General features: G+C 64.8%; 24 protein-coding genes and 1 pseudogene. 20 read left to right on the top strand and 5 right to left on the bottom strand.

Going from position 1 to position 22,887, the window contains the following annotated elements:
* Nucleotides 1-186 precede the first annotated feature (186 nt).
* From ACI2L1_RS25880 to ACI2L1_RS25855, 6 genes are all read left to right on the top strand, one after another.
* Complete coding sequence (locus ACI2L1_RS25880; protein ID WP_007385064.1) at nt 187-507, top strand: WXG100 family type VII secretion target; 321 nt, start codon at nt 187-189, stop codon at nt 505-507.
* 67 nt (nt 508-574) lie between these two features.
* Nucleotides 575-868 (top strand): WXG100 family type VII secretion target, encoded by a 294-nt coding sequence (locus ACI2L1_RS25875; protein ID WP_404741743.1) that lies wholly within the window; start codon nt 575-577, stop codon nt 866-868.
* Nucleotides 869-1,056: 188 nt separating this feature from the next.
* A complete protein-coding gene (gene mycP, locus ACI2L1_RS25870; protein WP_404741742.1) occupies nt 1,057-2,352 on the top strand; it encodes a type VII secretion-associated serine protease mycosin in 1,296 nt (431 codons plus the stop codon).
* A gap of 5 nt (nt 2,353-2,357) precedes the next feature.
* Nucleotides 2,358-2,672 (top strand): hypothetical protein, encoded by a 315-nt coding sequence (locus tag ACI2L1_RS25865; protein ID WP_404741741.1) that lies wholly within the window; start codon nt 2,358-2,360, stop codon nt 2,670-2,672.
* A gap of 39 nt (nt 2,673-2,711) precedes the next feature.
* A complete protein-coding gene (locus tag ACI2L1_RS25860; RefSeq protein WP_404741740.1) occupies nt 2,712-4,118 on the top strand; it encodes a WXG100 family type VII secretion target in 1,407 nt (468 codons plus the stop codon).
* 87 nt (nt 4,119-4,205) lie between these two features.
* Nucleotides 4,206-5,516 (top strand): S8 family serine peptidase, encoded by a 1,311-nt coding sequence (locus tag ACI2L1_RS25855; protein WP_404741739.1) that lies wholly within the window; start codon nt 4,206-4,208, stop codon nt 5,514-5,516.
* A gap of 299 nt (nt 5,517-5,815) precedes the next feature.
* On the opposite strand, the gene ACI2L1_RS25850 is transcribed toward ACI2L1_RS25855, so the two are convergent.
* Nucleotides 5,816-6,633, bottom strand: a protein-coding gene (locus ACI2L1_RS25850; protein ID WP_404741738.1) for an IS5 family transposase whose coding sequence is annotated in 2 segments (ribosomal slippage) — nt 5,816-6,291 and nt 6,291-6,633 — 819 coding nt in all. Because the reading frame shifts where the segments join, the coding sequence is not laid out codon by codon here.
* 309 nt (nt 6,634-6,942) lie between these two features.
* Here ACI2L1_RS25850 and ACI2L1_RS25845 point away from each other — a divergent pair.
* The 4 genes from ACI2L1_RS25845 (at nt 6,943) to ACI2L1_RS25830 (ending at nt 9,955) form a co-directional block, all read left to right on the top strand.
* Entirely contained in the window at nt 6,943-7,251 is a 309-nt protein-coding gene (locus ACI2L1_RS25845; RefSeq protein WP_404741737.1) for a hypothetical protein, read from the top strand.
* The gene (locus tag ACI2L1_RS25840) at nt 7,248-7,985 is read left to right on the top strand and encodes a hypothetical protein (protein ID WP_404741736.1); all 738 of its coding nucleotides are present in this window, start codon (nt 7,248-7,250) and stop codon (nt 7,983-7,985) included. The genes ACI2L1_RS25845 and ACI2L1_RS25840 overlap by 4 nt, the downstream gene beginning before the upstream one ends.
* A gap of 24 nt (nt 7,986-8,009) precedes the next feature.
* Complete coding sequence (locus ACI2L1_RS25835) at nt 8,010-9,449, top strand: putative T7SS-secreted protein (RefSeq protein ID WP_404741735.1); 1,440 nt, start codon at nt 8,010-8,012, stop codon at nt 9,447-9,449.
* A 215-nt stretch (nt 9,450-9,664) separates the two neighbouring features.
* Nucleotides 9,665-9,955 carry a hypothetical protein gene (locus tag ACI2L1_RS25830; RefSeq protein ID WP_404741734.1) on the top strand — a complete coding sequence of 97 codons (291 nt, stop codon included), beginning with the start codon at nt 9,665-9,667 and terminating at the stop codon, nt 9,953-9,955.
* 179 nt (nt 9,956-10,134) lie between these two features.
* On the opposite strand, the gene ACI2L1_RS25825 is transcribed toward ACI2L1_RS25830, so the two are convergent.
* On the bottom strand, nt 10,135-10,344 hold the full coding sequence (locus tag ACI2L1_RS25825; RefSeq protein ID WP_404741733.1) for a DUF397 domain-containing protein: 210 nt from the start codon (nt 10,342-10,344) through the stop codon (nt 10,135-10,137).
* Nucleotides 10,345-10,352: 8 nt separating this feature from the next.
* The gene (locus ACI2L1_RS25820) at nt 10,353-11,204 is read right to left on the bottom strand and encodes a helix-turn-helix domain-containing protein (protein ID WP_404741732.1); all 852 of its coding nucleotides are present in this window, start codon (nt 11,202-11,204) and stop codon (nt 10,353-10,355) included.
* A 233-nt stretch (nt 11,205-11,437) separates the two neighbouring features.
* Here ACI2L1_RS25820 and ACI2L1_RS25815 point away from each other — a divergent pair, with 233 nt between their 5' ends.
* Nucleotides 11,438-11,845 carry an ATP-binding protein gene (locus ACI2L1_RS25815; RefSeq protein ID WP_404741731.1) on the top strand — a complete coding sequence of 136 codons (408 nt, stop codon included), beginning with the start codon at nt 11,438-11,440 and terminating at the stop codon, nt 11,843-11,845.
* Between the two features lie 218 nt (nt 11,846-12,063).
* Here ACI2L1_RS25815 and ACI2L1_RS25810 read toward each other — a convergent pair whose 3' ends face one another.
* Nucleotides 12,064-12,570 (bottom strand): hypothetical protein, encoded by a 507-nt coding sequence (locus ACI2L1_RS25810; protein ID WP_404741730.1) that lies wholly within the window; start codon nt 12,568-12,570, stop codon nt 12,064-12,066.
* 890 nt (nt 12,571-13,460) lie between these two features.
* On the opposite strand from ACI2L1_RS25810, the gene ACI2L1_RS25805 reads away from it, so the two are divergent.
* From ACI2L1_RS25805 to ACI2L1_RS25765, 9 genes are all read left to right on the top strand, one after another.
* Nucleotides 13,461-14,225, top strand: a complete 765-nt coding sequence (locus ACI2L1_RS25805; protein WP_404741729.1) for a hypothetical protein — start codon at nt 13,461-13,463, stop codon at nt 14,223-14,225.
* 306 nt (nt 14,226-14,531) lie between these two features.
* Entirely contained in the window at nt 14,532-14,918 is a 387-nt protein-coding gene (locus ACI2L1_RS25800) for a hypothetical protein (protein WP_404741728.1), read from the top strand.
* An 83-nt stretch (nt 14,919-15,001) separates the two neighbouring features.
* A complete protein-coding gene (locus tag ACI2L1_RS25795) occupies nt 15,002-17,197 on the top strand; it encodes a DUF6571 family protein (protein ID WP_404741727.1) in 2,196 nt (731 codons plus the stop codon).
* 62 nt (nt 17,198-17,259) lie between these two features.
* Nucleotides 17,260-17,856 carry a hypothetical protein gene (locus ACI2L1_RS25790; protein ID WP_404741726.1) on the top strand — a complete coding sequence of 199 codons (597 nt, stop codon included), beginning with the start codon at nt 17,260-17,262 and terminating at the stop codon, nt 17,854-17,856.
* 625 nt (nt 17,857-18,481) lie between these two features.
* Complete coding sequence (locus tag ACI2L1_RS25785) at nt 18,482-18,673, top strand: hypothetical protein (protein WP_404741725.1); 192 nt, start codon at nt 18,482-18,484, stop codon at nt 18,671-18,673.
* A 39-nt stretch (nt 18,674-18,712) separates the two neighbouring features.
* Nucleotides 18,713-18,901: a hypothetical protein gene (locus ACI2L1_RS25780; RefSeq protein ID WP_404741724.1), complete on the top strand. Its 189-nt coding sequence runs from the start codon at nt 18,713-18,715 to the stop codon at nt 18,899-18,901.
* The gene (locus ACI2L1_RS25775; protein ID WP_404741723.1) at nt 18,898-19,536 is read left to right on the top strand and encodes a hypothetical protein; all 639 of its coding nucleotides are present in this window, start codon (nt 18,898-18,900) and stop codon (nt 19,534-19,536) included. Before ACI2L1_RS25780 ends, ACI2L1_RS25775 begins: the two co-directional genes overlap by 4 nt.
* A 1,027-nt stretch (nt 19,537-20,563) precedes the next feature.
* A complete protein-coding gene (locus tag ACI2L1_RS25770) occupies nt 20,564-21,070 on the top strand; it encodes a hypothetical protein (protein WP_404741722.1) in 507 nt (168 codons plus the stop codon).
* 47 nt (nt 21,071-21,117) lie between these two features.
* Nucleotides 21,118-21,420: a hypothetical protein gene (locus tag ACI2L1_RS25765; RefSeq protein WP_404741721.1), complete on the top strand. Its 303-nt coding sequence runs from the start codon at nt 21,118-21,120 to the stop codon at nt 21,418-21,420.
* A gap of 284 nt (nt 21,421-21,704) precedes the next feature.
* Here the strand turns inward: ACI2L1_RS25765 and ACI2L1_RS25760 are convergent.
* Nucleotides 21,705-22,870, bottom strand: a pseudogene (locus ACI2L1_RS25760) (IS3 family transposase).
* Nucleotides 22,871-22,887: the final 17 nt, after the last annotated feature.

The raw sequence follows: 22,887 nt of genomic DNA, 5'->3' as shown, positions 1-22,887 counted from the left end.
AACGCACTTGTGAAAGAGGTGAGTTGACTTCATCGCGATGTTGCTACAAGCCCCAACTGATGTTCGCTCTGTCAGCGGATGCGACTAGAGTGGAACCAGACCGGACTGGCTACGCCTGCCACCATTCGGTGACGGCGTTCCGAGTGAGGTCTACTCAGAACTCCTACGTCTCATGGGGGACACAACATGGCTGGACAGCAGTTCACCATGACCGAGGAGGAGATGGTCGCGTTCAGCGGCAAGATCTCCTCGGTCAACTCCTCGATCCAGGGCGAAATCTCCCGGCTGCAGACCGTGATCGACACCATCACGGGCGGCTGGAAGGGCTCGGCGGCCACCGCGTACAACAACCTGCAGTCGCAGGTGAACCAGGATGCGAACAAGATCAACCAGATCTTGAACGACATCAAGGAAGCGATCGACCAGAGCACCAAGGCCTACGCGGCTTCGGAAGAGGAGCAGCGCGCGTCCATCCAGAACATCGCGGCCTCGTCCCCCTTCGGATGATCGGACCCGTGCGCCGCGGCGCACGTCCGTGACTGACCATCCACACATCTGAGGAGACATAGAAGAGATGTCCGGGCAGATTCTTGTAAATTTCGCCACGATCTCCCAGGCCGCGCAGGACGTCCGCAGCACCGCGGGCAAGATCCGCACGCAGCTGGACGAGCTGGAGAGCGGCGTGAAGCGGATCTCCGCCAGCTGGGAAGGCTCGGCGCAGGAGTCCTACCGCGCCAAGCAGGCCGAGTGGGACCAGCGCGCCGCTTCCATGCAGCAGACGCTGGAGGCCATCGCCAAGGCCCTCGACAGCGCCGCCCAGAACTACCAGGCGACCGAGTCGAGCAACGCCAAGATCTGGGGCGCGTGACGTGATCGCTCGATGGGGGCGGGTGCGCGACAGCGCGCTCGCCCCCATCGGCGGTTCACGGGGACGTGCGGACTTTCCCGCTCATAGCCGGTCATCGACCCATAACAGGTCATCGACCCATAGAGGGTCATCGGCTCGTAGCTGGTTCATGCGCCCTGTACAGAAACAAAACGGGAGGACGTAACAAAGTGGGATCCGGGGCATCGCGCGCCGCGCATCGGAGCGCCGCAGGCACCGCCGCCTTGGCGGTTCTCGCCTGTGGGCTGCCCTTCGCGGGCGCCGCGCCGGCAGCCGCCGCGGACCGGGTGCGGACCGTCTTGGCCGACGACGACGTGCGCTTCCAGGTCGACGACACCAGCTGCTCGTTCCCGTCCGACATCATCAAGGGCACGCCCTGGTCGCTGCAGCGCGTCGTACTCGACCAGTTGTGGCAGAACACCAAGGGCAAGGGCGTCAAGGTCGCCGTCATCGACACCGGTGTGGACACCGTCAACGCCCAGCTCAAGACGGCCGTCGTCAACGGCAAGGACTACCTGCACTCCGGCGGCAACGGCAAGATCGACAAGGTGGGCCACGGCACCAAGGTGGCGGGCATCATCGCGGCCAGGAAGCTCGACGGCACCGGTTTCATCGGCCTCGCCCCGGAAGCGACGATCATCCCGATCCGTCAGAACGACGACCAGGGCAGCGGCAATGTCGGCACGATGATGCAGGCCATCAGGTGGGCCGCCGCGCAGGGCGCCCAGGTCATCAACATCTCGCAGGACACCGCGTCGAAGATGGACCCGTCGGTCGACGCAGCCTTCCGTTCGGCCATCGAGTTCGCCCAGTCGAAGGACGCGCTGATCGTGGCCGCGGCGGGCAACGACGGGGCGGACGGCAAGGTCAAGGAGACGTACCCGGCGGCGTATCCGGGCGTGCTGGCGGTCGCGGCTTCGGACCGCAACAACGCCCGCGCCCCCTTCTCCCAGTCGGGCCCGTTCGTGGGGGTCGCGGCACCGGGCATCGACATGGTCTCGACCGTGCCGGTGGGCGGCAACTGCGTGGACCAGGGCACGAGTTTCGCGGCGCCGTACGTCTCGGGTGTCGCCGCGCTGATCCGTGCCAAGCACCCGGAGTGGGGCTACAAGCAGGTCATCACCCAGATCGAGCAGACCGCCGACCGAACCAAGTCGGACCGCGACGACTTCGTGGGCTGGGGCGTCATCGACCCGTCCGCCGCGGTCAACGACGACTCGACGGAACCCTCCGCCGACGGCCCGAAGCCGGACCCGGTCGGCGGCCCCGCGGGCGGCTCCGCCGACGTCCAGGCCGCGACGCTGGTCCTCGGCGAGACGGAACAGCAACGAACGGAACGCTACGCGCTGTACGTCCTGGCAGCCGGCTTCGCTCTCGTGCTTCTGCTGTTCGGGGGCGGACGGGTGCTGAGTGACTGGCGGCGCAAGCAGGGTGTGGGTAACAACGTGGAGTCAACGGGGAGCTGAGCATTATGGCTGAGCAGTACAAGGTCGATCTGAGTGAGATCGAGGGGACGATCACCAAGCTGAACGGTGTCCTTAAGGACATGTCGACTTCTTCGGCTAGTTGCCAGAACAAGACGTTCCTGCCGAAGGGCGCGCTCGGGACAGGCTTCGGCGAGGCCGACAAGTTGTACGGCGCGCATGAAGCGATGAAGGAACGCCTCTACGAGATCGTCGCGTACCTGGAACAGGTGTTGGACGACTTCGGGCAGAAGACCAAGAAGACACACGCCTCGTACAGTGATGCTGAGGCGCAGAACCTCGCTGCTTTCAATCGGAAGTGACCAGGTGTTCTGTTACATGGAGATGAGGGGGCAGTAGCCATGGCCGGCCAAGACGAAGGCATCGACAACTTCGAGTATGCTCCGGCGAACCAGTGCTTCGCTGCAAAGCACACCACGATGTTCGGAGTCGACTTCGACATGGACCAAATGAAGGAAATGGTCCGAAGCGCCGACCCGGCAACTGTGAAGTCCGTCTCACGTGGTTGGGCAGACCTCCACAACGATCTTGTCGGAAGCGGCGGGATCAAGGAGACCCTTGACGCCGCTGTTGAACACGTTCTTGCCCATTGGGAAGGCCAGAGCGCGGACTTGTTCAAGCAGCGAGCGCAGCTGATCGCCAAGAAGATTACGAACAGTGCGACGTACGCTCAAAACGTTTCACAGTCCCTCACGGGGGCCGCGGTGATCCTTGAGAGGGTTCAGCCGACGGTCCTGGCGATGGAGAAACCGGGCACGGTCTCCAGCGGAATGGACTTCCTCGGCAACATGGGACACCGAGACGCTTCGGCTACGGACGCTTCCATCAGGAAAGGCGGTAGCTCGCAGGAAGCCCTCGACAACAATGCGGGCAGTCTGTCGGAGGGGCGCGAGGCGCAGCTCAAGATGGCTGCGCAGATGGAGATCCTCGGGGCGGCTTATAACAGTCGGGCTGCGGAGATGGGGTCGTGGAGTCAGAAGCTGCCCATCAAACCAGGGGGCAGGCGCGAGGAGAGCGAGGAATATCCGCCCGATCCCGGAGGCGCTGCACCCGCTCCTGTGGTGGTGCCGACAGAGTTCAATCCTCGAAGCCCGAAGGCCGTAGCCTCGAGCACTGCTCGCCGTGGTCAGGTTGGGGCGATTGGATCGTCGAAGCCCGTAGCCCCACCTTCGGGTGTTACCGGTGGGGCACACAAGCCGACCACGACACAGCCTCAGGTCGGCACCGCAATTGACGGCATTTCCGGTGGTCGCACCGGAGGGCCCACAATTGGCGGCACCGGTACGGTCGGCGGTGTTTCCGCTACTGGCGGCGGCGTGGGGGGAGTCGGTGGCGGTGCTGGCTTCGTCGGTGGTGCGGTTGGCGGGGCCGCTGGCGCTCGCGCCGGCGCTGCCGGCATGGCGGGTCGCGCTGGCGCTGGGGGCGCAGGTGCCGCCAAGGGTGGTGCAGGCGGACGGGTTGGTGGCGCAGCTCGTAATGGCGTAGTTGGTGGCACGCCCAAGTCCGGTGCCGGTGCTGGCGCTGGTGGTAGGGGCACTGCCGGTGGCTCTGGCCTGCACGGCAGCCGCGGAGCCGCAGGACGGGGAGCCAGTGCCGTTCGCAAGGGAGGCATGGTGGGTGCTCCTGGCGGACGCAAGGGGCGCCCCGAGGATGAGGAGCAGCGCGAGAACGAGCGCCCCGACTACCTGGTCGAGGACGAGGAGACCTGGGCTCCGCATACCGACGTGGCGCCTCGAGTCATCGAGTAGTCGTTTGACGCTCACCGGCTCGTGACAGGATGCGTGGGTGTGGCTTTCGGGTCACACCCACGTTCAGTACGGCAGAGGGAAGACGGAATGGCCTCCACGCGAACGGTGGTGCATGCACTGGGCGCCACAGCACTGACGGGCGCGCTGATCCTGGCGTCGGCACCCACCTCATCTGCCGACCAGACCAGACGTGACCAGTGGGCACTGGACACGCTGCAGGCTGAATCCGTCTGGAAGATTTCGAAAGGTAAAGGTGTCACCGTTGCTGTAATCGATACCGGCGTAAACGCCGAGCACATTGACCTTAAGGGGAATGTGCTCAAGGGCAAGGATTTTCTCGACGGTGATGATGACACCTCGCCAGAAACCTCGCAGGCCCAGACCAATCACGGTACCGAAATGGCCTCGATCATCGCTGGGCATGGCCACGGGGTAGGTGCCGCTGACGGAGTAATGGGGTTGGCACCTGAATCAAAGATTTTGCCGATCCGAGACGATACCGAGCGCGACGGCAGTTTTGCCGATGAGATTCGTTATGCGGTAGGCCAGGGTGCTTCCATCATCAATATTTCTGGGTATGTTGGTGAAGATAACCCTGCCGATCGTGAGGCGGTTGCTTATGCATTGCAGCATGACGCCTTGATCGTCACAGCGTCAGGAAATAATGGGAAAGCCCACGATATTTACTTCCCCGGAGAGTACCCAGGTACTCTGACAGTGGGTGGTGTCGATCAAAGTGGGGAGATTTGGACGAAGTCCAACTACGGTCCCGAGGTTCTGCTGGCAGCTCCTGCGACGCGGATTGTTAGCGCAGGTGCTACCGGAGACAAGCTGCGTATTGGAGATGGAACTTCAGCCTCCGCCGCTTACGTTTCTGCAGTCGCCGCCTTGCTGCGATCGAAGTTCCCTGATCTCACGGCAGGTCAGATCGCGAATCGCCTCGTAAAGACCGCCGTTCTGCCGAACTCTGCCAAGGGGGTTACCCTTCCCGACGAGAAGTATGGCTACGGAGAAATTCGCCCGCTCGCTGCATTGACGGAGAACATCCCCGCAGGTTCGAAGTACGGACCACTCAAGGCCCCAGTGGCCGAATCCGCGAGCCCCTCCGCCGCTCCGAGCACCGGAAAGTCTGAAGCTGATTACGCTGCGGAAAACGAAAAGGCAGACCAGAAGCAAATGATCTTCCTCGTCGTCCTGGGTGTCGTCGTTCTGGTCGTAATTGGCCTCATCGTCCTCCTGATCGTGAAGCTGTCCCGACGCAACAAGGACAAGAACGGTGGCCCTGGAGGCCCGGCTGGCTACCCGCAATACGGCCAGCAGCAGCCTGCCCCGCAGCAACAGAACCCGTACCAGCAGCAGCCCACCCCACCTCAGGGCCAGTGGCCGCCGCAGCAATAGGTGCACGCGTCAATGGGCTCATCTGAGCCGTGTAGGGCGTGGGCGCAATGACGACCGGTTCGTTATTGCGCCCACGCGGCTTTGTATGGCAAGGCGATCAGAATTCGTGGTGTGGGCGCGAACGGCGGGCCCCGTCGTCCAGTCCCTGCACCATGACGAAGCCGACCAATGGATCGCTCACCTCGGGGACCGCGGGTCGCCTGTCCTACCTCGCACGCTTCGACGTGATCCACGGGGTGGAGCGTTATCGCCGCGATCTACCTTTCGGCCAGCGCGACCGTAATGTCTAAGACCGTGTCCTACGTGGTGAGGCGGACGAGTCGCTTGTAGCAGCACAGGGCGGCGGCGAGGCCGAGAAAGGCCAGGTAGTTGCGGGGATTTCGTTCGTAGCGAGAGCTGAGTCTGCGGTAGCCGGACAGCCAGGACATCGTGCGCTCGATGACCCGGCGGCGTCGCCCTAATCGTTCGCTGGACTCGATCCCTTTGCGGGCGATGCGTACTCCGATCCGCTTCCATCGGAGCCATCTGCGCAGGTCGGCACGGTCATAAGCTTTGTCCGCGTGCAGCCGCTGAGGCTTGAAGTGCCGGCCGCGGTGGGGGTCGTGTCTCGTTTGGTGACCCTCGATCATGGGCTTCAGCCCTTCGCTGTCGTGGGTGTTGCCGGCCGAGATGCCGACAAGGAGGGGCAGGCCGTTCGCGTCCGACAGGATGTGCATCTTGGAACCCGGCTTGCCCCGGTCCACGGGGCTCGGACCTGTGTGTTCGCCCCCTTTTTAGCCCTCACGTGCGCCGTGTCGAGGACGACGCGGGTGACGTCGATGAGGCCGGCGTCGTCGAGCCGGTGCAGCACTGCTTCGTGGAGGCGGCCCCAGACTCCTGCTCTCGACCAGATCAGGAAGCGGCGGTGAGCCGTCGACTTCGATATGCCGAAACACGGCGGAAGTTGACGCCAGGCGCATCCGCTGACCAGGACGTAAATGATCGCCGCGAACAGCGTCTCATCAGGCGTGTCCTGCGTTCCGCCGCCCTGCGGCCGCACCCGCGACGGAGGGATCAACGGCTTGGCGATCTCCCACAACCCGTCCGGCACGATCCAGCTCCACGTTCCCCGCCCCATACCGGGTCAACGTCCGCCTCACCACGTAGGACACGGTCTAAGGCCTTCAACTGGCCTGAACTTCAGGGAGGCGTGGCTACCGCCTCCTCGGGCCTCGGCTGCGTCGGGTGGTTGCCCTGGACAATGGAGGGCGCGTGACCCTTGAGTCCTCCAATCGGCCGCGCCCACTTGTCAGGATCGATGCTCGGGTGAAGGGCCTGTGAGAATACCGGGGTCAGGTGCGATCTTGGGGCAGCGCAAGCACTAGCATGACGTGCCGTTTGTCGGTCTGGGGCCGACGTGCAACATCATCGGGGGAGTACAGCGACGGTGGCTGGCTACTACAAGGTTGAACTTGACGCGCTCGCTCAGCTGATCACGCAGCTCGGCGACTGCGCGGACGACATGCGATCCGCTATGAAGCAACTGAAGGACATCGGTCCAAAGGGCTCGGGCTACGCAGAGTTGGAAGCGGCCTGTGATGAGTTCCAGGACAAATGGGGCTATGGCATCGGTCTGATCGCCGATGCCACGAGCAGTGTCACAAAAGGGCTCTCGGAGTCACGAAAGGTCTACGAGACGCTGGAGGACCAGATCGCCGAGGCATTCAAGACGCCGGGGAAGGCTGACGGCAAGTGACGTCGACACCGGGTCCCATACCCGAAGCTCAGGCTGAGGTCGAAACTGCCCCTCCGGCTTTCCGCTTTCAAGTTCAGCCGGAGTTTCATGGCATCCCTCTGGGCGTGGGTACCGACGAGGCCGCTTTCGACGCGCAGATGGCTGCATTCGCGCGTGACTACTGGGGTGGCCAGGAGGAGCGGGAGCCGCTTCGTGCACTCACCGCAGCTCTGTACGGGACGAATTCGCAGCACTTGGCTTCCGAAGGTGCCGTCTACAGTGCGATGGGCGTCTTTCCGGTCGGAGGCGGCGCGGACGGGACGGAGCCTCCGGCGCGGGTCAGTCGCTGCACCCTGCTTGTCAGCGTCCAGGACCTCGACAACCCGGATCCCGTGCTTGCCGCAGCCGGTATCGCCGAGACCCTGGCTCGCGGCAAGGACAGTGGAGACGTACTCCCGGTCCGCCTCCCGGCCGGGCCCGCTGTCGTGCATCTTTCAGGCACTCGTATGGTCTGGGAGCTCCCGGACGGCGGGCAGGAACGGTTCGCCATCCGCATAGAGGTCTGGCTGCCCTTCCCCGACGAGAACCGAGTCCTCCTCATGTCACTCAGCACCGCCGACGTCCAGGACCTGTACATGTATCAGGCGATCCTGGCGGACATCGCCGACACCGTCGCCTTTGGCGAGGTCGAGGAAGCCCGCAAGGAAGAGGTGCTCCTCGTTCCCTCGACGCCCACTCCCAACCCGTTCGGATGACCGCGTCGAGGAGGACGTAGACGCATGAGCACGCAGACCCACGACGCGCTGGGCTTCGACCCTGCACCGGGTGTGCCGGCATCGGTGCAGCAGCTCGTGACCAGTCTGAGCAAGGTGGGCAACCAGCTGAGGGACGCCCATGGCACGCTCACCAAGATCGGTAAGGCTGACGGAGTATGGGAAGGCGATGCCGCTTCCGGTTTCGCCAAGAAGGTCGGAGAGCTACCGAAGTACCTCGCCGACGGCCACAGCTCCCTGGCCGATGCGGCGCAGGCCCTGAACCAATGGCATTCCCGGCTGACCGACTTCCAGGCACTCGCCGCTCGCTACGAGCGAGAAGCGGAGGAGGCCCGCCGTGTACTCAAGGAGGCGCAGGCCAGTCCTGACCTTCAGCTTGCGGGAAAGACCTTCGACACCGAGGCTGCTCTGGACGACGCCCAGAGACGTCTCGACTACGCCGCCAAGCGCGTCAACGAGGCCAACGGCGACCTGAACGCCGTCATCAAGAAGGCCCAAGAACTGCTCGGTGACCACGAGGAAGCTGCGAAGGCCGCTGCCGAGGCCATCCGCAGAGCCGCCGAAGGTGCCCCGGACGAACCCGGGCTCTTCGACCGTTTCATGGATGCGCTCGCAGGCCTTGGCGACAAAATCCAGGATCTGGCCGGGGATATCTGGGAGTGGATACAGAAGCACGCTGACACGATCTACAAGATCGGCGACTGGCTGGGCATGGCGGCCGCCGCGTGCGACGTGCTCGCCATCGTCTTCTCCGAGACGGTCATCGGTGCCGCTGTGTTCGAGATCGCGGGCAGGATCCTCAACGCCGGAGCTCTCGGTTTCCATGCGGCGGGTTGGGCAGCCGGCGCCAAGAAGGGCTCATGGCTGGACATCGGCCTCGACATCGCCGGCTTCGTACCGTTCGGTGATCTGCTGAAGGGCGGCAAGGTCGCTATGGGTGCCTGGAAGGGTGTCGAAATCGCGGCGGACTCGTTCAAGGCGACCGATCGAATAGCTGAGATCGCCGGGAAGGCAAAGGACGCTGAGGTGTTCCTGGAGTCGAAGAAGCTCTTGGGCGTGTTCGGCGAAGGCAAGGCGGTCTACCGGGTCACGGCCGATTCGGTGAAGGACCGGCTTGCGATGGCCACTGAACGCGTTTTCAACGATGCCACGCGGTACGAGAGGCCGCTGACAAGTCCGGTCAAGTGGGCTGACGAGCACCTCTTTCCGAAGATCATCGATCACACGCCACTGGGTAAGATCCCGGCTCTGGCCGAGGCTGTGAAACTGGGCGAGAACGGCAAGACGTTCATCGACCCGACCTCGTGGGTCTCGCGCGGTTCCGAGGCCGCGTACCGCGGATACAAGTTCGTGGAGTCGGCGGAAACGGCGCTGTCCGACGACGTGCAAGGGAAGTACGAGAAGTACAAGGATCTGGCCCGTGGCGGGCTCGGAGCATTTGGATGAGCATGATGACGAATGGATTCGGCCGGGAGTGGGATCCGAGGCCGCCAAAGTCGGCGCCGCGTATCTGGGCGCGGTATTGCGTGCAGTGGGTCTGGGGTCCGGTGATCTGGTTTCTCGCTCGGATTCCGCTGTTGCTGCTGACCGTTCTCGAGGTCGAGGTTCAGGGATCGGGAACAGGACGGTCTCGGAAACCGCGTTGGCGGCGCCGGATCTGGGTGGACCGTGAGCGACTGCGTCTCGACCGGATCCGTGACCCGCAGGAGCAGGAGCGTGAGTTGCGGCAGCTCCTCGCAGACCATCGCCTGAACTGCGTCCCGCCGCGGTCCGGCGCGCCTGCACCGCTTCCCTGCTCGGGAGGCAAGCACCGGTTGGGCATCGACGACTGCTACTTCCGTCTGCTGGGCGCGAGGCGTGCCCTGGACATCGCTCACAACGAGTTCGGGTGGGTGCTGGTCGACGGCGCTGAGAAGAAGGCGCCGGGGTGGCTGCAACTGCGATGCCCGTGAACTGGACGGATCCGGAGTGGGCCCCTCCTCCCTCGAAGGCCGTCATGCGATATTGAGTATCGAGTCCGTATCCGTGCACCGTGTGTGCGGGTTGCGGGCGTACGTCGAGGACGCGTCGAAGTCCGCGCCCGCCTCGGGCCGGCGAACATGGCGACGCTGGGGAACCTCGCCAGCACCCGTTACGGGCCTTCGATGCCACGACCGATGTTGGCCTTGAGGTTGCTGATGAACGCCGTGAAGGTTCCGGCCGGGAAGGAGAGCGTGCCCTGGGTCGGGGCCTTCGAGTCGCGTATCGCGACTCGGGTGTGCAGGTCTGCTATCTCTACACAATCGTTGCCCTCACCGCCACCGGAGAAGGACGACTTCTTCCACTGAGCGAGGGCAGTCATGGCTGTTGTCATAGTTCCTTGGCCATCTGGTTGATGAGCTCGCGTGACTGCTCGGGGGTGAGCGACGCATCCTTCACCCTACGGAAGAGCCCTCGAAAGTGCTCCAGCTGGGCTTCGGAGTCGATGAAGCCCGTGCCATGCGGGGCGTCGCGCACTACGGTGTCCAGGCGGGGCACTACTCCGCCGACGTACACCATCGCGCTTCCGGCACCCGCGAAGTCGTCCAGACTGAATGGGATGACGCGCACGGTCACGTGATGCGCATCGGACACCTCCAGGATGCGGGTCAGTTGAGCCCTGGACGCGGCTCGGCCGGCCACCTGGATGCGGAGCGCAGCTTCGTGGATCACGGTCTCGTACGGGATCGGGTCGGCGCCCTCGATGATGACCTTCCGCTTCATCCTGTGGTTCACCCGATGCTCTACCTCGCTCTCTGGAAACTCCGGGTTCATGTAGGAGAAGAGAGCGCGTGCGTAGGCGTCCGTCTGGAAGAGTCCGGGTACATGGATGATCGCCACGTCGTGGCGGAACGTCGCGTGGTGATCCAGTTCGGAAAGGTCCAGGTAGGCAGCGGGTAGAATGCCTCGGTACTCCTCCCACCAGCCATGGCTCCGATCAGTGGCCATGGCTACCAGGGCGTCGATCAACTCGCTGTTCGGACAGGCATAGTTGGCTGCGAGGCGACGTACACGCTCCTCGCTGACGCCCGCGACGCCGGACTCGATCTGACTCATCTGGACCGAGCTCACCCCCAGTAGCGTCGCCGCCTCGGTGGCCTTGAGCCCTGCGGCATCGCGGAGCTTGCGCAGCTCGGCGCCCAGACGCGCCTGTCGTGCCGTGGGATGTCGCCGTGTCGCCATGTAGAGCTCCCTGGTTCAACTCACTGGTCGGAGCGCCCCGTTTGGCGTCAGATTACGCGAACGACTTGCATGGTACTAAGTTTCAGACTTACTGTCAGTGATGCGAGGTGCACGCTGCGGACTTCGGGACCTCGGAAGCGCACCGCTCCGTCCTGCCATGACGGCTGCGGCACTGCCACCACTCAGCCCTCCCGCGGAGCGCCAACTCCCCTTCTCTCGACAGGAGTTCCTTCATGCCTGAAATCGAACCCTGGGAGTACTCCCTCTACATCCCGAACGACCCCCGAGCCGTCACCGTCTGTCGCCGTACCGTCCGTCTGATCCTCACGATGCACGGGTTGATCCGCCTCGTCGACACTGCCGAGCTCCTCGCCACGGAGTTGCTCTCCAACGCCGTACGCCACACCAAAGGACCCGCCGCCCTGCGGCTGCGGTGGCGCGGCGGTGTACTGCGTATCGGTGCCTGGGATGCTGACCCCCAGCCGCCCGAACCGCCGTCGAAGCTGGACGACTTGACCGACGCTGAGGAAGGCCGCGGTCTCGCACTGGTCCGAGCCTGCGCTGACGTATGGGGCTGGCAACCGCTGTCCAGGAACGGCGACAGAGGCAAGTATGTTTGGTGCGAGCTCGTTGCCGCGTAGGTCGCGCGATCAGGTCAACGGGGGCGATCATTTGGGGCCGACTGTGCTTCCCCTCGTAACGCGGAGCTCCTTCTCGGCTGCTTGCGGTGAGCGGCCGCACGTCACGGCAGGCGGGCTCGGCGGACCATCCCCCTCAGGGGAAGCGGGGCCCGGTCATGAGTGAAGGAAATGGAAGGACCGGATGGTCTGGCTGGCAGGCGCGTGTGGTCCGGCCAACCTCACAGCTTGCCGGAGATGACTCCGCGCCAAGTCCAGCCGCCCTTCAGGACGACGCTCTGCAGAGGATCTTTCAGGTCGTCGCTTTCGAAGCTGAACGTCTCTTCTCGGTTGCCGTCCTCGTCTCTGCCCAGAGACCGGCGCTTCGAGACGGTTTTCACCTGACCTCGCTGGACCTCGGACGACAAGGCGATCTTGGGGGTGTCACCGACCCAGTCGACCTCGAATTGCTTGTCGAGGGCACGGACTTCGTGCTTCTCCGGGACCAGACGCATATGAATCTTGAACACCCGGCTTAGCTGAGTGCGAAGGAAGAAGGTTCGCCAGGCAGGCTCCAGAAGGCGCCACTCGGCCACCAGGTCCGCACCTTCCTCGCTGCCGTCCCGGATGACGTACGGAACGTCAGGACTGTTGAGATTGAGCAGGGCCGTGCGCACTTCATGGTCGGACAACGGGGCGATGCCCTTGGCTGGGCGTTTGGTTCCGGTCAGCTTGTCGAAGAGACCCATTACGTCAATCTATCTCGAAGTTTGCTAGGAGGATGAGGCTTTGGGTCGTGGTGGATGTCAGTGCCAGGCGGATGCCGTCCGCTCAGTCCCAACGATGCCGCAACCGGCTGGCGTAGAACCCTCACCCCGGGTTCCGTGAACTGTCCGGAACGCCCCGGGCAGCTTGACCTGATCTCAGCAGATCGCGGAATCCACAGCGTGGAAGACGGCTGCTGCGAGTGTGACCGTGAGTGCCGGAGCCGCCGCATCTGCGGGACGTCCTACGACGTTGCGTCGGCATCAGGGCGGACTGTGCGCAAGGAGGCGATGACCGGCGCGCGTTTCCCGGACACCCAGCGATCGCGGGGCGGCGCGGTCCTTCGTCGGCACGACGTCCCGCGCGGGCGGTCCGTGCGGGACTCGCGGTGCAGCACGGTGGAACGGCCGATGGAGACCTGGGCCGCTTCCGGCCGGACCGTGCCGTCAGCCCTTGAGCCTGCGCGTCAGCGCCCGCACGGTTCAGGGCCGCCGGATCCTGGACGTCCCGTCCCGCCCGACATGACGCATCACCCAAGAGTGGTTCCGCTCTGTCTGGAGCGGATTTTTTCGGTGGATAGCGTGAAGCACTCATGGTGAATGAGTAAGGGCTCTCACCGTGATGTGCGGCCCCGTGTTTACGTCCGCCTTTTGTAACTGACGGCACTGTAGGGATCAGTGCTGTGTTGAGCGGGCCGAAGCGGTTATCGGATCCGGCGTCAGGCCTTGGTTGACGGTTGATCGGTCGCGGGCGCGGTGGACCGGAAGGGCCTGGCCGGTCAGTTCGTTGATGTGAAGGTCAGATATGGTCCCCGGGCGATCATGCTTGAATGATCATGAATCTTGGCCCGCATTCGAATACCCACGGGGAACTCATGCACACGCATGTCCAGTCCATCCGCCGCGCCGCCGCCGCGCTCGCCTGCACCGCCGCATTGGTGTCGCTCACGGCCTGCAACAGCGATACCGGCGCCGTCGAGTCCGCAGGTGACTCCACGGCCTCGCCGAGCGCAGAGGCCAGTCCTGCTGCCGAGCCGAACGGAATAGAGAAGCTCTCCGCGAAGGAGATCTACAACACGGGCATGAAGACCAACGGTGAGGCGGGATCCTTCCACGAGAAGATGGAGCGTGACGGCAACAAGAGCGATCTGCGGCTCTCCGCCACGGAATGTGTCGGGACTGTCGAGCTCTCGGACAACGGCTCCTTCGAGCTCATCCGCAAGGGGAACGACATCTGGGCCAAGCCCGATGCGACATTCGCCAAGGGCATGAACTCGGCGCTCGGCGAGAGCGCGTTGTCCACCGAGAAGTGGATCCACGGGACACCGAGCAACGCGCTGATGGCGAAGCTCACGAGCTGGTGTCACCAGGAGCAGTTCACCGCCCCCGACACGCTCGATGCCGACAGCAAGGCGACCAAGGGCAAGGTCACCACGGTGGACGGTCAGCAGGCTGTGGCTGTCGTACTGGCGGACAAGGGGGAGTCCGTCACGTGGTACGTGGCGACCACCGGCAAGCCGTACTTCATCAAGCAGGTCAGCACCCGTGACGACATGCAGGACCTCGCGGACTCCGACTTCGGCACGTCCGTGGGCGCGAAGGCGCCGTCCGGGGCGGTCGTGGCGGCGCCGAAGGTCTGATCTGTGGTGAGCGAATGACGGCCCGGCGGGCGAATGCCTGCCGGGCCGTTCGTGTTCGAGTCTCACAGTCCGGTGAACGGTGGTCCACGCAGAGGAAGATCCGGTATCTTCGGCCTGCTTGATTGGCATGTCCTTGCCTGCGGTGCCGAGCGCGCGGCTCGGCGGGGCGGGCACCTCACGTCGTACGGCTGCGATGGAAGCCGTAGGCGAGTGAGCGGACCGGGCATGTCCACAACTTTCACCACGGGGATGGGACAAGGGATGAGTACTCCCTTCGATGCGCCACAGCACAGCGGATCCACTCAGATGCGGCTGAACTCCGCGGCCGCGGACGGCGGCGGAGGGGGCGGTGGCGGGACCAATGTCGACACCCAGCGGCTCGACGAGGCCGCCAACGCGCTCGTCGAGCTGCGGGGTGACACCGAGAATGTCGACAACGGTGCCGACGACGACTGCCTGAGCGCCTCCAGGGGACTGAACAAGCACAGCGCCGGGGGTATGGCCGAGGGCGGGTCCTGGGCCACCGCCGGCTCCCTGGTGACCATGGACGTCCGCTGGGGCTCCCAGGTCCTCAACCTCAAGCGCATGCTCCAGGACATCAGCGACAAGCTCCACACCACCACCGGTCACTACACCCGCACCGAGCAGGAGGAGAAGGCCCGCCAGGCCTCCATCAGCACTCCGTTCGGATAAGCGGGACCCGGGCTCACGCCCGGCGCAGACCAGACGTCGGAACCCTTTCACCCGTCCAGCAGGACGGACAGGAGCAGTCGCACATGGTGTCCATCCCCTACCTCGACAAGGCCGACCTCGCCCCGCTGGCCGACGCCGCCGCGTCCTGGAAGACGCTGCCGGCCAAGTACGAGGCGTTGCAGCGGGAGTTCGAACAGCGAGTCATCAACCACCTCAAGGGCCACTGGGAAGGTGACGCGGCCGAGGCCGCCTTCACCACCATGGGCAAGGCCCGCACGGAGTACGAGAACGCCGCCACCGAGGCGGAGCGCATCGCCAAGCTGCTGCTGGACGCGCACGGCGAATTCGCCGCCTCCCAGAAGCAGTTGCACGCCCTGCTCGACGAGGCCCGCAACGACCACTACAAGGTCTACGACGACGGCCGTGTCGAGGACGTCGACCCGAGGCAGGACAGCCCGACCGCCTCCGCCTCGCCGGGCCTCGCCGAGGAACGCAAGAAGAAGCTGGACTCGCTCGTCTCCCGGCTGACACGGGTCCTCGAAGTGGCCACCGCCGCCGACGAGGCCGCAAGTTCGGCCCTGGAGCGCGACGGCAACGGCGACGGTCAGGGTTTCAACACCAGCGTCTACACGACCCTCGACTCCGTCGAGGCCGACCAAGCGGCCGCCCTGATGAACAAGAAGGGCCGGCTCAGCGACGCCGAGATCACCAAACTCAACCTGCTCCTCTCCGCCAACAAGAACGACCCCGAGTTCTCAAGGGACTTCGCGGTCAAGACCGGCGGCGAGAACATGCTGAGCAAATACAACGAGCTCATGAGTCCGCCGGCCGGCACCACGCTCTCCAAAGCTCAGCTGGCCCAACTCAAAGAGCTCAAGGCGAACTTGGGCACCACCATCGGCACGGCGACCACGTCGGACGACCACCGCAAGGGCGGACCCGACCCGGAGATCACCAAGTTCCAGAACGACCTCCTCAAGGCCGGCCAGCGCGACTTCAACGCCAACCCCACCGAGTCGCCGTACGGTCTGAGCGGCTACCAGCTCACCAGCAGCCTGATGAGCGAGGGCAAGTGGGACAAGGACTTCCTCCAGGACTACGGCGACGCGCTGATCACCGCAGAGAAGAACGGCGCCAATGCCGGGCAGAACCCGGACGCCTACTGGGGCTACCCGCGGACGTTGGGCACGACCAACATCGGGGCGCTCGACCCGATGACGGGCTTCATGGACGCACTGGGGCACAACCCGGATGCCTCCACCGAGTTCCTCACCTCCGAGGCCACGATCGACGGTGAGAAGGTGGACCACCTCGATTACCTGCTCAAGGACCGGCACTGGCCCGAAGGGCCGGGCTACACGGGCGACCCGGCCAACCCCAGCGGCTACAACAACCTCGGCCACGCCATGGAATCCGCCACTTCGGGCCGCTCCTTCGACGACGATGGTGCTCCGGTGAAGCACACCCCTGAGCGTGCGGCTCTGATGAAGGAAGTCGTCGACACCATCGGGGGCGACCCCAGCCTGGCCAGCGACTCTCCCCGGGACGCGCTGCGCGACAGTCTGGGGAACATGACGGCCGAGTACATGGCGGATGTGCAGGCTTCCATCGCCAACGAACAAGGCACGATCAAACCCTTCGGGGCGGATGCCCACCTGGACATGGGCACGCTGGAGCCGTTCATTTCGACGGTCGGGCGGGATCCCGATGCCTATGTCGCGATCACCGAGGCGTCACAGGCCAACACGGCAGTCTGGATGCAGGAGGTGGCTAAGGGCAGCTCGTCCAACCTGACCGCCGCAATGGAGAACGTCACCTATCCCGGGGGCGTCGTGGCGGGAATTCTCAGCGACTCTCGTGACCAGGCGATCTTCGAAGAACACTCCGCTTCTGACAAGGACTTCAACGACGCCGTGGCCACCAGTGACAAATGGGCTGGACGTGGCCTTGGCATGGCGGTCGGCGCGGCGACGGGCACGGCTGCACCGATCGTGGGAACCATCGCCGGCTGGGCCGTCGAGGATATCCAAGCGATGGTGGTGGAACAGGTTCAGCAGGACACCACGGACGAGGCGAAGCGGGAAGCGGCGACCAAGTATGCCGAAGGCTGGAATGCGGTCGGCAGGTCCAGTGCCGAATCGGTAAGGGACGCCATCGAGCACTCGGGTCGGCAGATGTCGGACGATGACCTCAATCAGCTGGCCGGCTCCATGGAGCAGACCGCGAAGTCGGGGCACACGGCGGGCGCCGCCTGGAACTCCTCAGTGAATGGACGATGATCGTTGTGTTGTCACGCGCTCCCCGGAGAAGTAAACAGCTGATCGCGCTTGCCGTCACATTGGTGGCTGCGGCAGGTTGTACCGGCTCGGACAAACAGACCCACGATGAGAGCAAGCCGGTGTGCGGCGGGAAGCTCGACGGGGACGCCTTCCAGACGCTCGCCGGCGACGGTGGTGTCGTCGAGGAGGACGTCAGCAAATTCTCGCCTACTGCGTGGACGGCCGCCGGGTCCTGCTATCTGTACGGAAAGGAATACGCCGTACAGATCGACTACCTCTTCCACTCGGACAGCATCGACAATCTCGACCGGTACAGGTCCCCGGGCCCCTCCACCGTCAAGACATTCAAGGTCGGTTCGACCACCGGATACCTGGAGACGACCAAGGTGCGGGTGGCCAAGGGAAACGTGAACCAGAACCGGGCGTGGCTGGCTCTCCCATGCGCCATTCCGGGTGAGGCGACGAGCGATCACGCCCTGCTGGAGATCGAGGTGAAGGAGCCGCCCCCGGCACGCGACCTCGACGACGCGTTGACCAAGGCATTCGTCTCCGCACTGACCATCGCCACGAACTACCTTGATGACGACGTGTTCAAGTGCTCGGCGTCCCCCTCAGCAGCGGCGTCCGGGTCGGCCTCCCCGAGCGCTTCGGGTGACTGACAACGACATGGGCTTGAACTACGAGACATTCCGGCGTTTCCGGAGTGGGGCAGGCGGGCGTCGCCTGATCGGTTCTGTGGTGGCGCTCGCCGCGCTGGGGTCCGCGTCCCAAGGATTTCAGCTGCAGTATCCTGCGGGGAAGGTGGGCAAGGCCTGTTCGGGCAGGCTTCCCGTAGGTGAGATCCTCAACTTGTCCGGCCGTGCTATTGAACTGCTCGAACTGGGCCACTGGGGACGGCAGTGGAATTCTTGCTGCAGTGAGCTTGCGGGAATTCGACAACACCGCTTACACGCGTCTTGAGTTGGCACGTGCTGTCACCAAGGTTGCCAGGATTGCTGCAAAAAAAGCGGGCTGCAAGACGAAATTTGGCAGTGACGGTGGGCTGAAAAGCCCTGCTGCGGCAGCTGAGACCAAGCCTGACGGTGAGGGGTCCGGGACATGCGAGAGATTGCCCTCAACGGCCGAGGTTGGAGAAACGGATGTTTCGGTTTCTCCAATCGAAGAGTGTGTGCTCGTCGGCGGCCTGCAACTGCGCGCCGAATACGGTCCCTTCAGTGACTGGTCCAGCTCCGTAGAGAACGGCAAGTACGGCGGCCACGACCCCCCTTGGGGTACCACGCGTACGTGGCCTGGACGTCAGCTACCTGCCAGGGCGCCCTGGGCCTCGGTTACTACCACGCCTCGCCCGTCGAGGACAGTGACCGCAAGCTCACATCGGACCCGCTCACCCAGGAGGAGCGAGCGGATCTGGCGCACTTCGCGGAGCAGCCGGCGGCCCGCCACGGGTGCGGCGCACCGGCTGCTCTGCCCTCTTGAATCACGAACGTTGCATCACAGGAACTACGGAGGATTTCAGTGGTCCAAAGGTCTTGGCGGCCGGGCAAGCCGTTGCTCATAGGGCTGCCGCTCGTGTCGCTCGTCGGCGGGATGGCCGGTCTGCTCCTCGCCGAGGGGCTCAGCAGCGGGTATACGGCGGCGAATCGGGCGCAGGTGAAGAGTGTGCTTCCCCTCGCCCTACTCACCCCACACCCGAGGTCGCTGTGAGCACGAGTTCCGCTGTTCGGAAACGCCTGGCCGTAGGCTTGCTGGCTGCGCTCGGCATGGTCGCAGGAACAGTCATCGGCGACCGCTTCCTCCCGTTCCGCGGTACGGGTGTATCCGCTGACTGCGGTGGCATTCTCTCCACCGTCGACATGGGTTTCATCCCACAGACCACCTTCACCGGCCGTCGGATCACCTCTACGGAGTTCACCGAGTCCGGTGCGGGCGACGCGTACCGGTTGGACTGCACGATCGACAGCGACGACAAGACGCAGCTCGACGCACGGGTCCGCTTCACCACCGACGACGCCGGAGCCTGGGAGGACGACCTCAAAGAGCGAGGCCGTCTGCTTGGTAAGACGAAGCCTCTGAGCATTGCGGCCGCCGGCGGGCAAGAAGCCAGGTCGCTGTCCGGTGACTCGAGTGCGGCCCTCTACATTCCCTGCAAGTTGGACGGCGGTGCGACCGCGTACCTCAGCGTTTCAGTCAAGTCTCCTGGCGCTTCAGACGGCAACACGGACAGCCAACGCCTCACCGTTGCGGGCATCGCTTCTCGCCTCGCCAACCACTCCGTCCTCGACGCCGGATGCCTGAAGCCTCTCACCACGGCTGACCAGTCACCTTCCTTCGGCTCGTGACCACGCATCGACGCGGAACTGATGCGAGTGACGTTGGCCGTCCTGGGAGCCGGGGACTACGGTCTTCAGCTGCAGTATCCGGCCGCCGGGCAGCTACGGGTCGCCTGGTCCCTCCACCGTCAAGTCATTCAAGGTCGACTCGGCGGTCGGGTATGTGGAGAAGAATCGTGCGTTCGTCGCCATACCCTGCGCATGGGAGGGGCGGGCCGTGAGTGAGCACGAGCTGCTCGAAGTCGAGGTGGCGAACATGCCGCCGACCCGGACCCTCGACAGCGAGCAGCGAGAGACGTTCGCTACCGCCGCGACCAACGCCGCGCGGTATTCGGCGGCGAGGTTTTCAAGTGCGCTGCGATTCACTCCACGGAGAGCTCCGGGTTGAGCTCTCCGAGCTCTCCGAGCTCTCCAAGCCCTTCGGGCAGTTCGTCGCCTGAAGGTGACCCCGCCCGCCTCATGAGACACGAACAGGAACACAACGAATGAAAACGGGGATGTCGACCCTGCTCGGTGAGAGAGCGCGGCGTCGGCTGATCGGTTACGCCCTGACGCTGGCCGTCCTGGGAGCCGCGTACTACGGATTTCAGCTCCAGTACCCTGCCGCTAGGACCGCACGGGCGTGCAGCGGGATGCTCCAGGTCGACTCGGTACTGGACCTCGCGGGGAAGTCGAGGCTCTCCCTGTTCGGTGCGGGATTCCACGTCTCCGGTTGGCAGTTCGACGTGTCGGACGATGTGACGGAGCCGGCCGGTCTGGCGACGCGATGCGATGTCAACGACATCGAGATCGCCATCGAGACCTCGGCCGGCGCCCATAACGCGTACGGCGACTACCAGGGCGATGAGAAGACCTTGCCCGTACCCCTTAACGGTGGGTGGCAGGGGCTCATGGTTACCGAAAACGAGCAGACGACCGCATCGGTGCTCCTCAGCTGCAAGAACTGGTCGCCGATGGAGGGCAGCGGAATACTCGTGACGGCCGGGTCGCCCTACGGCAGTGAGGTCACGGAAGCCACGCGCCTCAAGCTCCCCGCGTGGCCACCGGAACAGCGCAGCGCACGGCGGAGAAGACCGGCTGCGAAACGGAACCCGGGGACGCGAATGGGCTCACCGCCCCGGCTGCCGGCGCCAGGACCGTGTCGGCCGGCGATGCCACGGGGACCTGCGAAGGGATGACCTCCGCATCGACGGTGCGCGAGACCGACGTAGGGAAGTCACAGGTGGAAGAGTGCCTGCTCGTGGGCGGTCTGCAACTCACCGCCGCATACGGCCCCTTCAGTGACGCGTCCGACGCGGTCTTCGACGGCAAGTACGGCGGCCATGACACCCCTTCGGGCACCGACACCTACATGGCCTGGACGTCGGCGACCTGCGAGGGCGCCCTGGGCGTCGGCTACTATCACGCCTCGCCTGTTGAGGGCAGTGACCGCAAGGTGACCTCGGACCCGCTCACCCAGGAGGAGCGAGCGGATCTGGAGCACTTCGCGGAGCGGTCGGCGGCCCGCCACGGTTGCGGCGCACCGGCTGCTCTGCCCTCTTGAACCACGAACGTTGCATCACTCGCACTACGGGGGATTCCAGTGGTCCAATGGTCTTGGCGCCGGGCAAGCCGTTGCTCATAGGGCTGCCGCTCGTGTTGCTCGTCGGCGGGATGGCCGGTCTGTTCCTCGCCGAGGGGCTCAGCAGCGGGTATACGGCGGCGAATCGGGCGCAGGTGAAGAGCGCCTGCGGTGGACTGTTGCCGTACGACGAACTGCGGAGCCTCGTTCCCGACGAAATCGGAGGCGAGGCGAGCCAGTACGGCACGGTGCTGGAGCCCGGCGAGGAGAGCCGCTCGCTCGCAGAGCATTCGGCGAAGGCCCGCGGCTGCTCCGCACCGGCCGGGTCCTGACCACGAGCGCTCAGTCAGTCCGGGTCACCGGTTGCTCGACTGCCGTAGTGCCTCGACCGGGTTCGTCAGGCTGATGCGGTGTCCGGGATTGAGCCGCACCGGGGCGCCGGCGGCTGCGAGTTGGTGGCCCGGGGTGTGGTGCCACTGGTGCCAGGAGTCGGGGCGTGGGTGGAGTGGGTGAAGGCGGGGACGTAGCGGCTGCCGTCGTTCTCGGTGACCGTGTACAGGGCCTGCTGTCCCTCCTGGGCGAAGGGGTCTGATGCAGGTTCGGGTGACAGGTTCGGTCACGCGGCCTGGAGGGCCGGTGTGGTCATGACGGTCTCGAATTCGATGGGGGTCAGCCGGCCGAGTGAGGCTTGTCTGCGGCGTCGGTGGTAGGTCCGCTCGATCCAGGTCACGATCGCGATCCTGAGTTCTTCGCGGGTGGCCCACCAGACACGGCGGTCGAGGACGTTCTTCTGCAGCAGACTGAAGAAGGACTCCATGGCCGCGTTGTCGCCGGCAGCTCCGACTCTCCCTATCGATCCGGCCATCCGGTGGCGGCCGAGCGCCCGGACGAATTTCCGGGAGCGGAATTGCGATCCGCGATCGCTGTGCAGAATGCAGCCGTCGACGTTTCCACGCCTGGCCACGGCGTTTTCCAGGGCTGTCACGGCCAGGCGGGACTTCATCTGCTCGTCGATGGAGTAGCCCACGATCCTGTTGCTGAAGGCGTCCTTGATCGCGCAGAGGTAGAGCTTGCCTTCGCCGGTGGCGTGCTCGGTGATGTCGGCGAGCCACAGTTGGTTCGCGCAGGTCGCGGTGAAGTCACGGCGGACCAGGTCGTCGTGCACCGGCGGCCCGGGCTTCTTGCCCTTGCCGCGCTTCTTGCCGAACACGCTCCACCAGCGGTTGTCCCGGCAGATTCGCCATGCGGTCCGGTCCGCCATCACGGCCCCGGCGCCGCGCGCTTCGTCGGCCAGGAAGCGGTAGCCGAACTCCGGGTCGTCACGGTGCGCGTCGAACAGCGCGTTTGCGCGATACGCCTCCTCCAGCATGGCATCGGGCATCGGTTGGTCCAGCCAGCGGTAGTAGGGCTGTCTGGCGAGCTTCAGCACCCGGCACGCAACCGTGACGGGCACCCCGTCCCCGGCCAGCTCCTTCACGAGCGGGTAGATCCTTTTCCCGGCAGATGCGCCTGTGACAGATAGGCCGCGGCCCGCCGCAGGACCTCGTTCTCCTGCTCCAGCAGCTAGATCCGGCGACGCGCTTCCCGAAGCTCGGCACTCTCCTGGCTGGTCGTTCCGGACTTGGCTCCGTCGTCGATGTCCGCCCGGCGCATCCACTTCCACAACGTCATTGGATGGACTCCGAAGTCGGTGGCCACCTGCTCGACCGTCACACCCGGGCCTCGGTTCCTCGCAACCCGCACGACGTCCTGGCGGAACTCCTCCGGATAAGGCTTGGGCACAGCGACATCCTTCCCAC

Origin of the sequence: Streptomyces sp. NPDC019531 (assembly GCF_044903305.1) — a bacterium.
Lineage (GTDB): Bacteria > Actinomycetota > Actinomycetes > Streptomycetales > Streptomycetaceae > Streptomyces.
This window is presented reverse-complemented; position numbering and strand designations above follow the sequence as displayed.

Bases quoted from the DNA above. Each gene is read 5' to 3' on its own strand.
- ACI2L1_RS25810 (WP_404741730.1), bottom strand. From the start codon at position 12,570: ATGGGTCTCTTCGACAAGCTGACCGGAACCAAACGCCCAGCCAAGGGC.
- ACI2L1_RS25825 (WP_404741733.1), bottom strand. From the start codon at position 10,344: ATGACTGCCCTCGCTCAGTGGAAGAAGTCGTCCTTCTCCGGTGGCGGT.
- ACI2L1_RS25795 (WP_404741727.1), top strand. From the start codon at position 15,002: ATGGTGTCCATCCCCTACCTCGACAAGGCCGACCTCGCCCCGCTGGCC.
- ACI2L1_RS25880 (WP_007385064.1), top strand. From the start codon at position 187: ATGGCTGGACAGCAGTTCACCATGACCGAGGAGGAGATGGTCGCGTTC.
- ACI2L1_RS25865 (WP_404741741.1), top strand. From the start codon at position 2,358: ATGGCTGAGCAGTACAAGGTCGATCTGAGTGAGATCGAGGGGACGATC.
- ACI2L1_RS25815 (WP_404741731.1), top strand. From the start codon at position 11,438: ATGCCTGAAATCGAACCCTGGGAGTACTCCCTCTACATCCCGAACGAC.
- ACI2L1_RS25835 (WP_404741735.1), top strand. From the start codon at position 8,010: ATGAGCACGCAGACCCACGACGCGCTGGGCTTCGACCCTGCACCGGGT.
- ACI2L1_RS25805 (WP_404741729.1), top strand. From the start codon at position 13,461: ATGCACACGCATGTCCAGTCCATCCGCCGCGCCGCCGCCGCGCTCGCC.
- ACI2L1_RS25800 (WP_404741728.1), top strand. From the start codon at position 14,532: ATGCGGCTGAACTCCGCGGCCGCGGACGGCGGCGGAGGGGGCGGTGGC.
- ACI2L1_RS25765 (WP_404741721.1), top strand. From the start codon at position 21,118: ATGGTCTTGGCGCCGGGCAAGCCGTTGCTCATAGGGCTGCCGCTCGTG.
- ACI2L1_RS25875 (WP_404741743.1), top strand. From the start codon at position 575: ATGTCCGGGCAGATTCTTGTAAATTTCGCCACGATCTCCCAGGCCGCG.
- ACI2L1_RS25855 (WP_404741739.1), top strand. From the start codon at position 4,206: ATGGCCTCCACGCGAACGGTGGTGCATGCACTGGGCGCCACAGCACTG.
- ACI2L1_RS25860 (WP_404741740.1), top strand. From the start codon at position 2,712: ATGGCCGGCCAAGACGAAGGCATCGACAACTTCGAGTATGCTCCGGCG.
- ACI2L1_RS25820 (WP_404741732.1), bottom strand. From the start codon at position 11,204: ATGGCGACACGGCGACATCCCACGGCACGACAGGCGCGTCTGGGCGCC.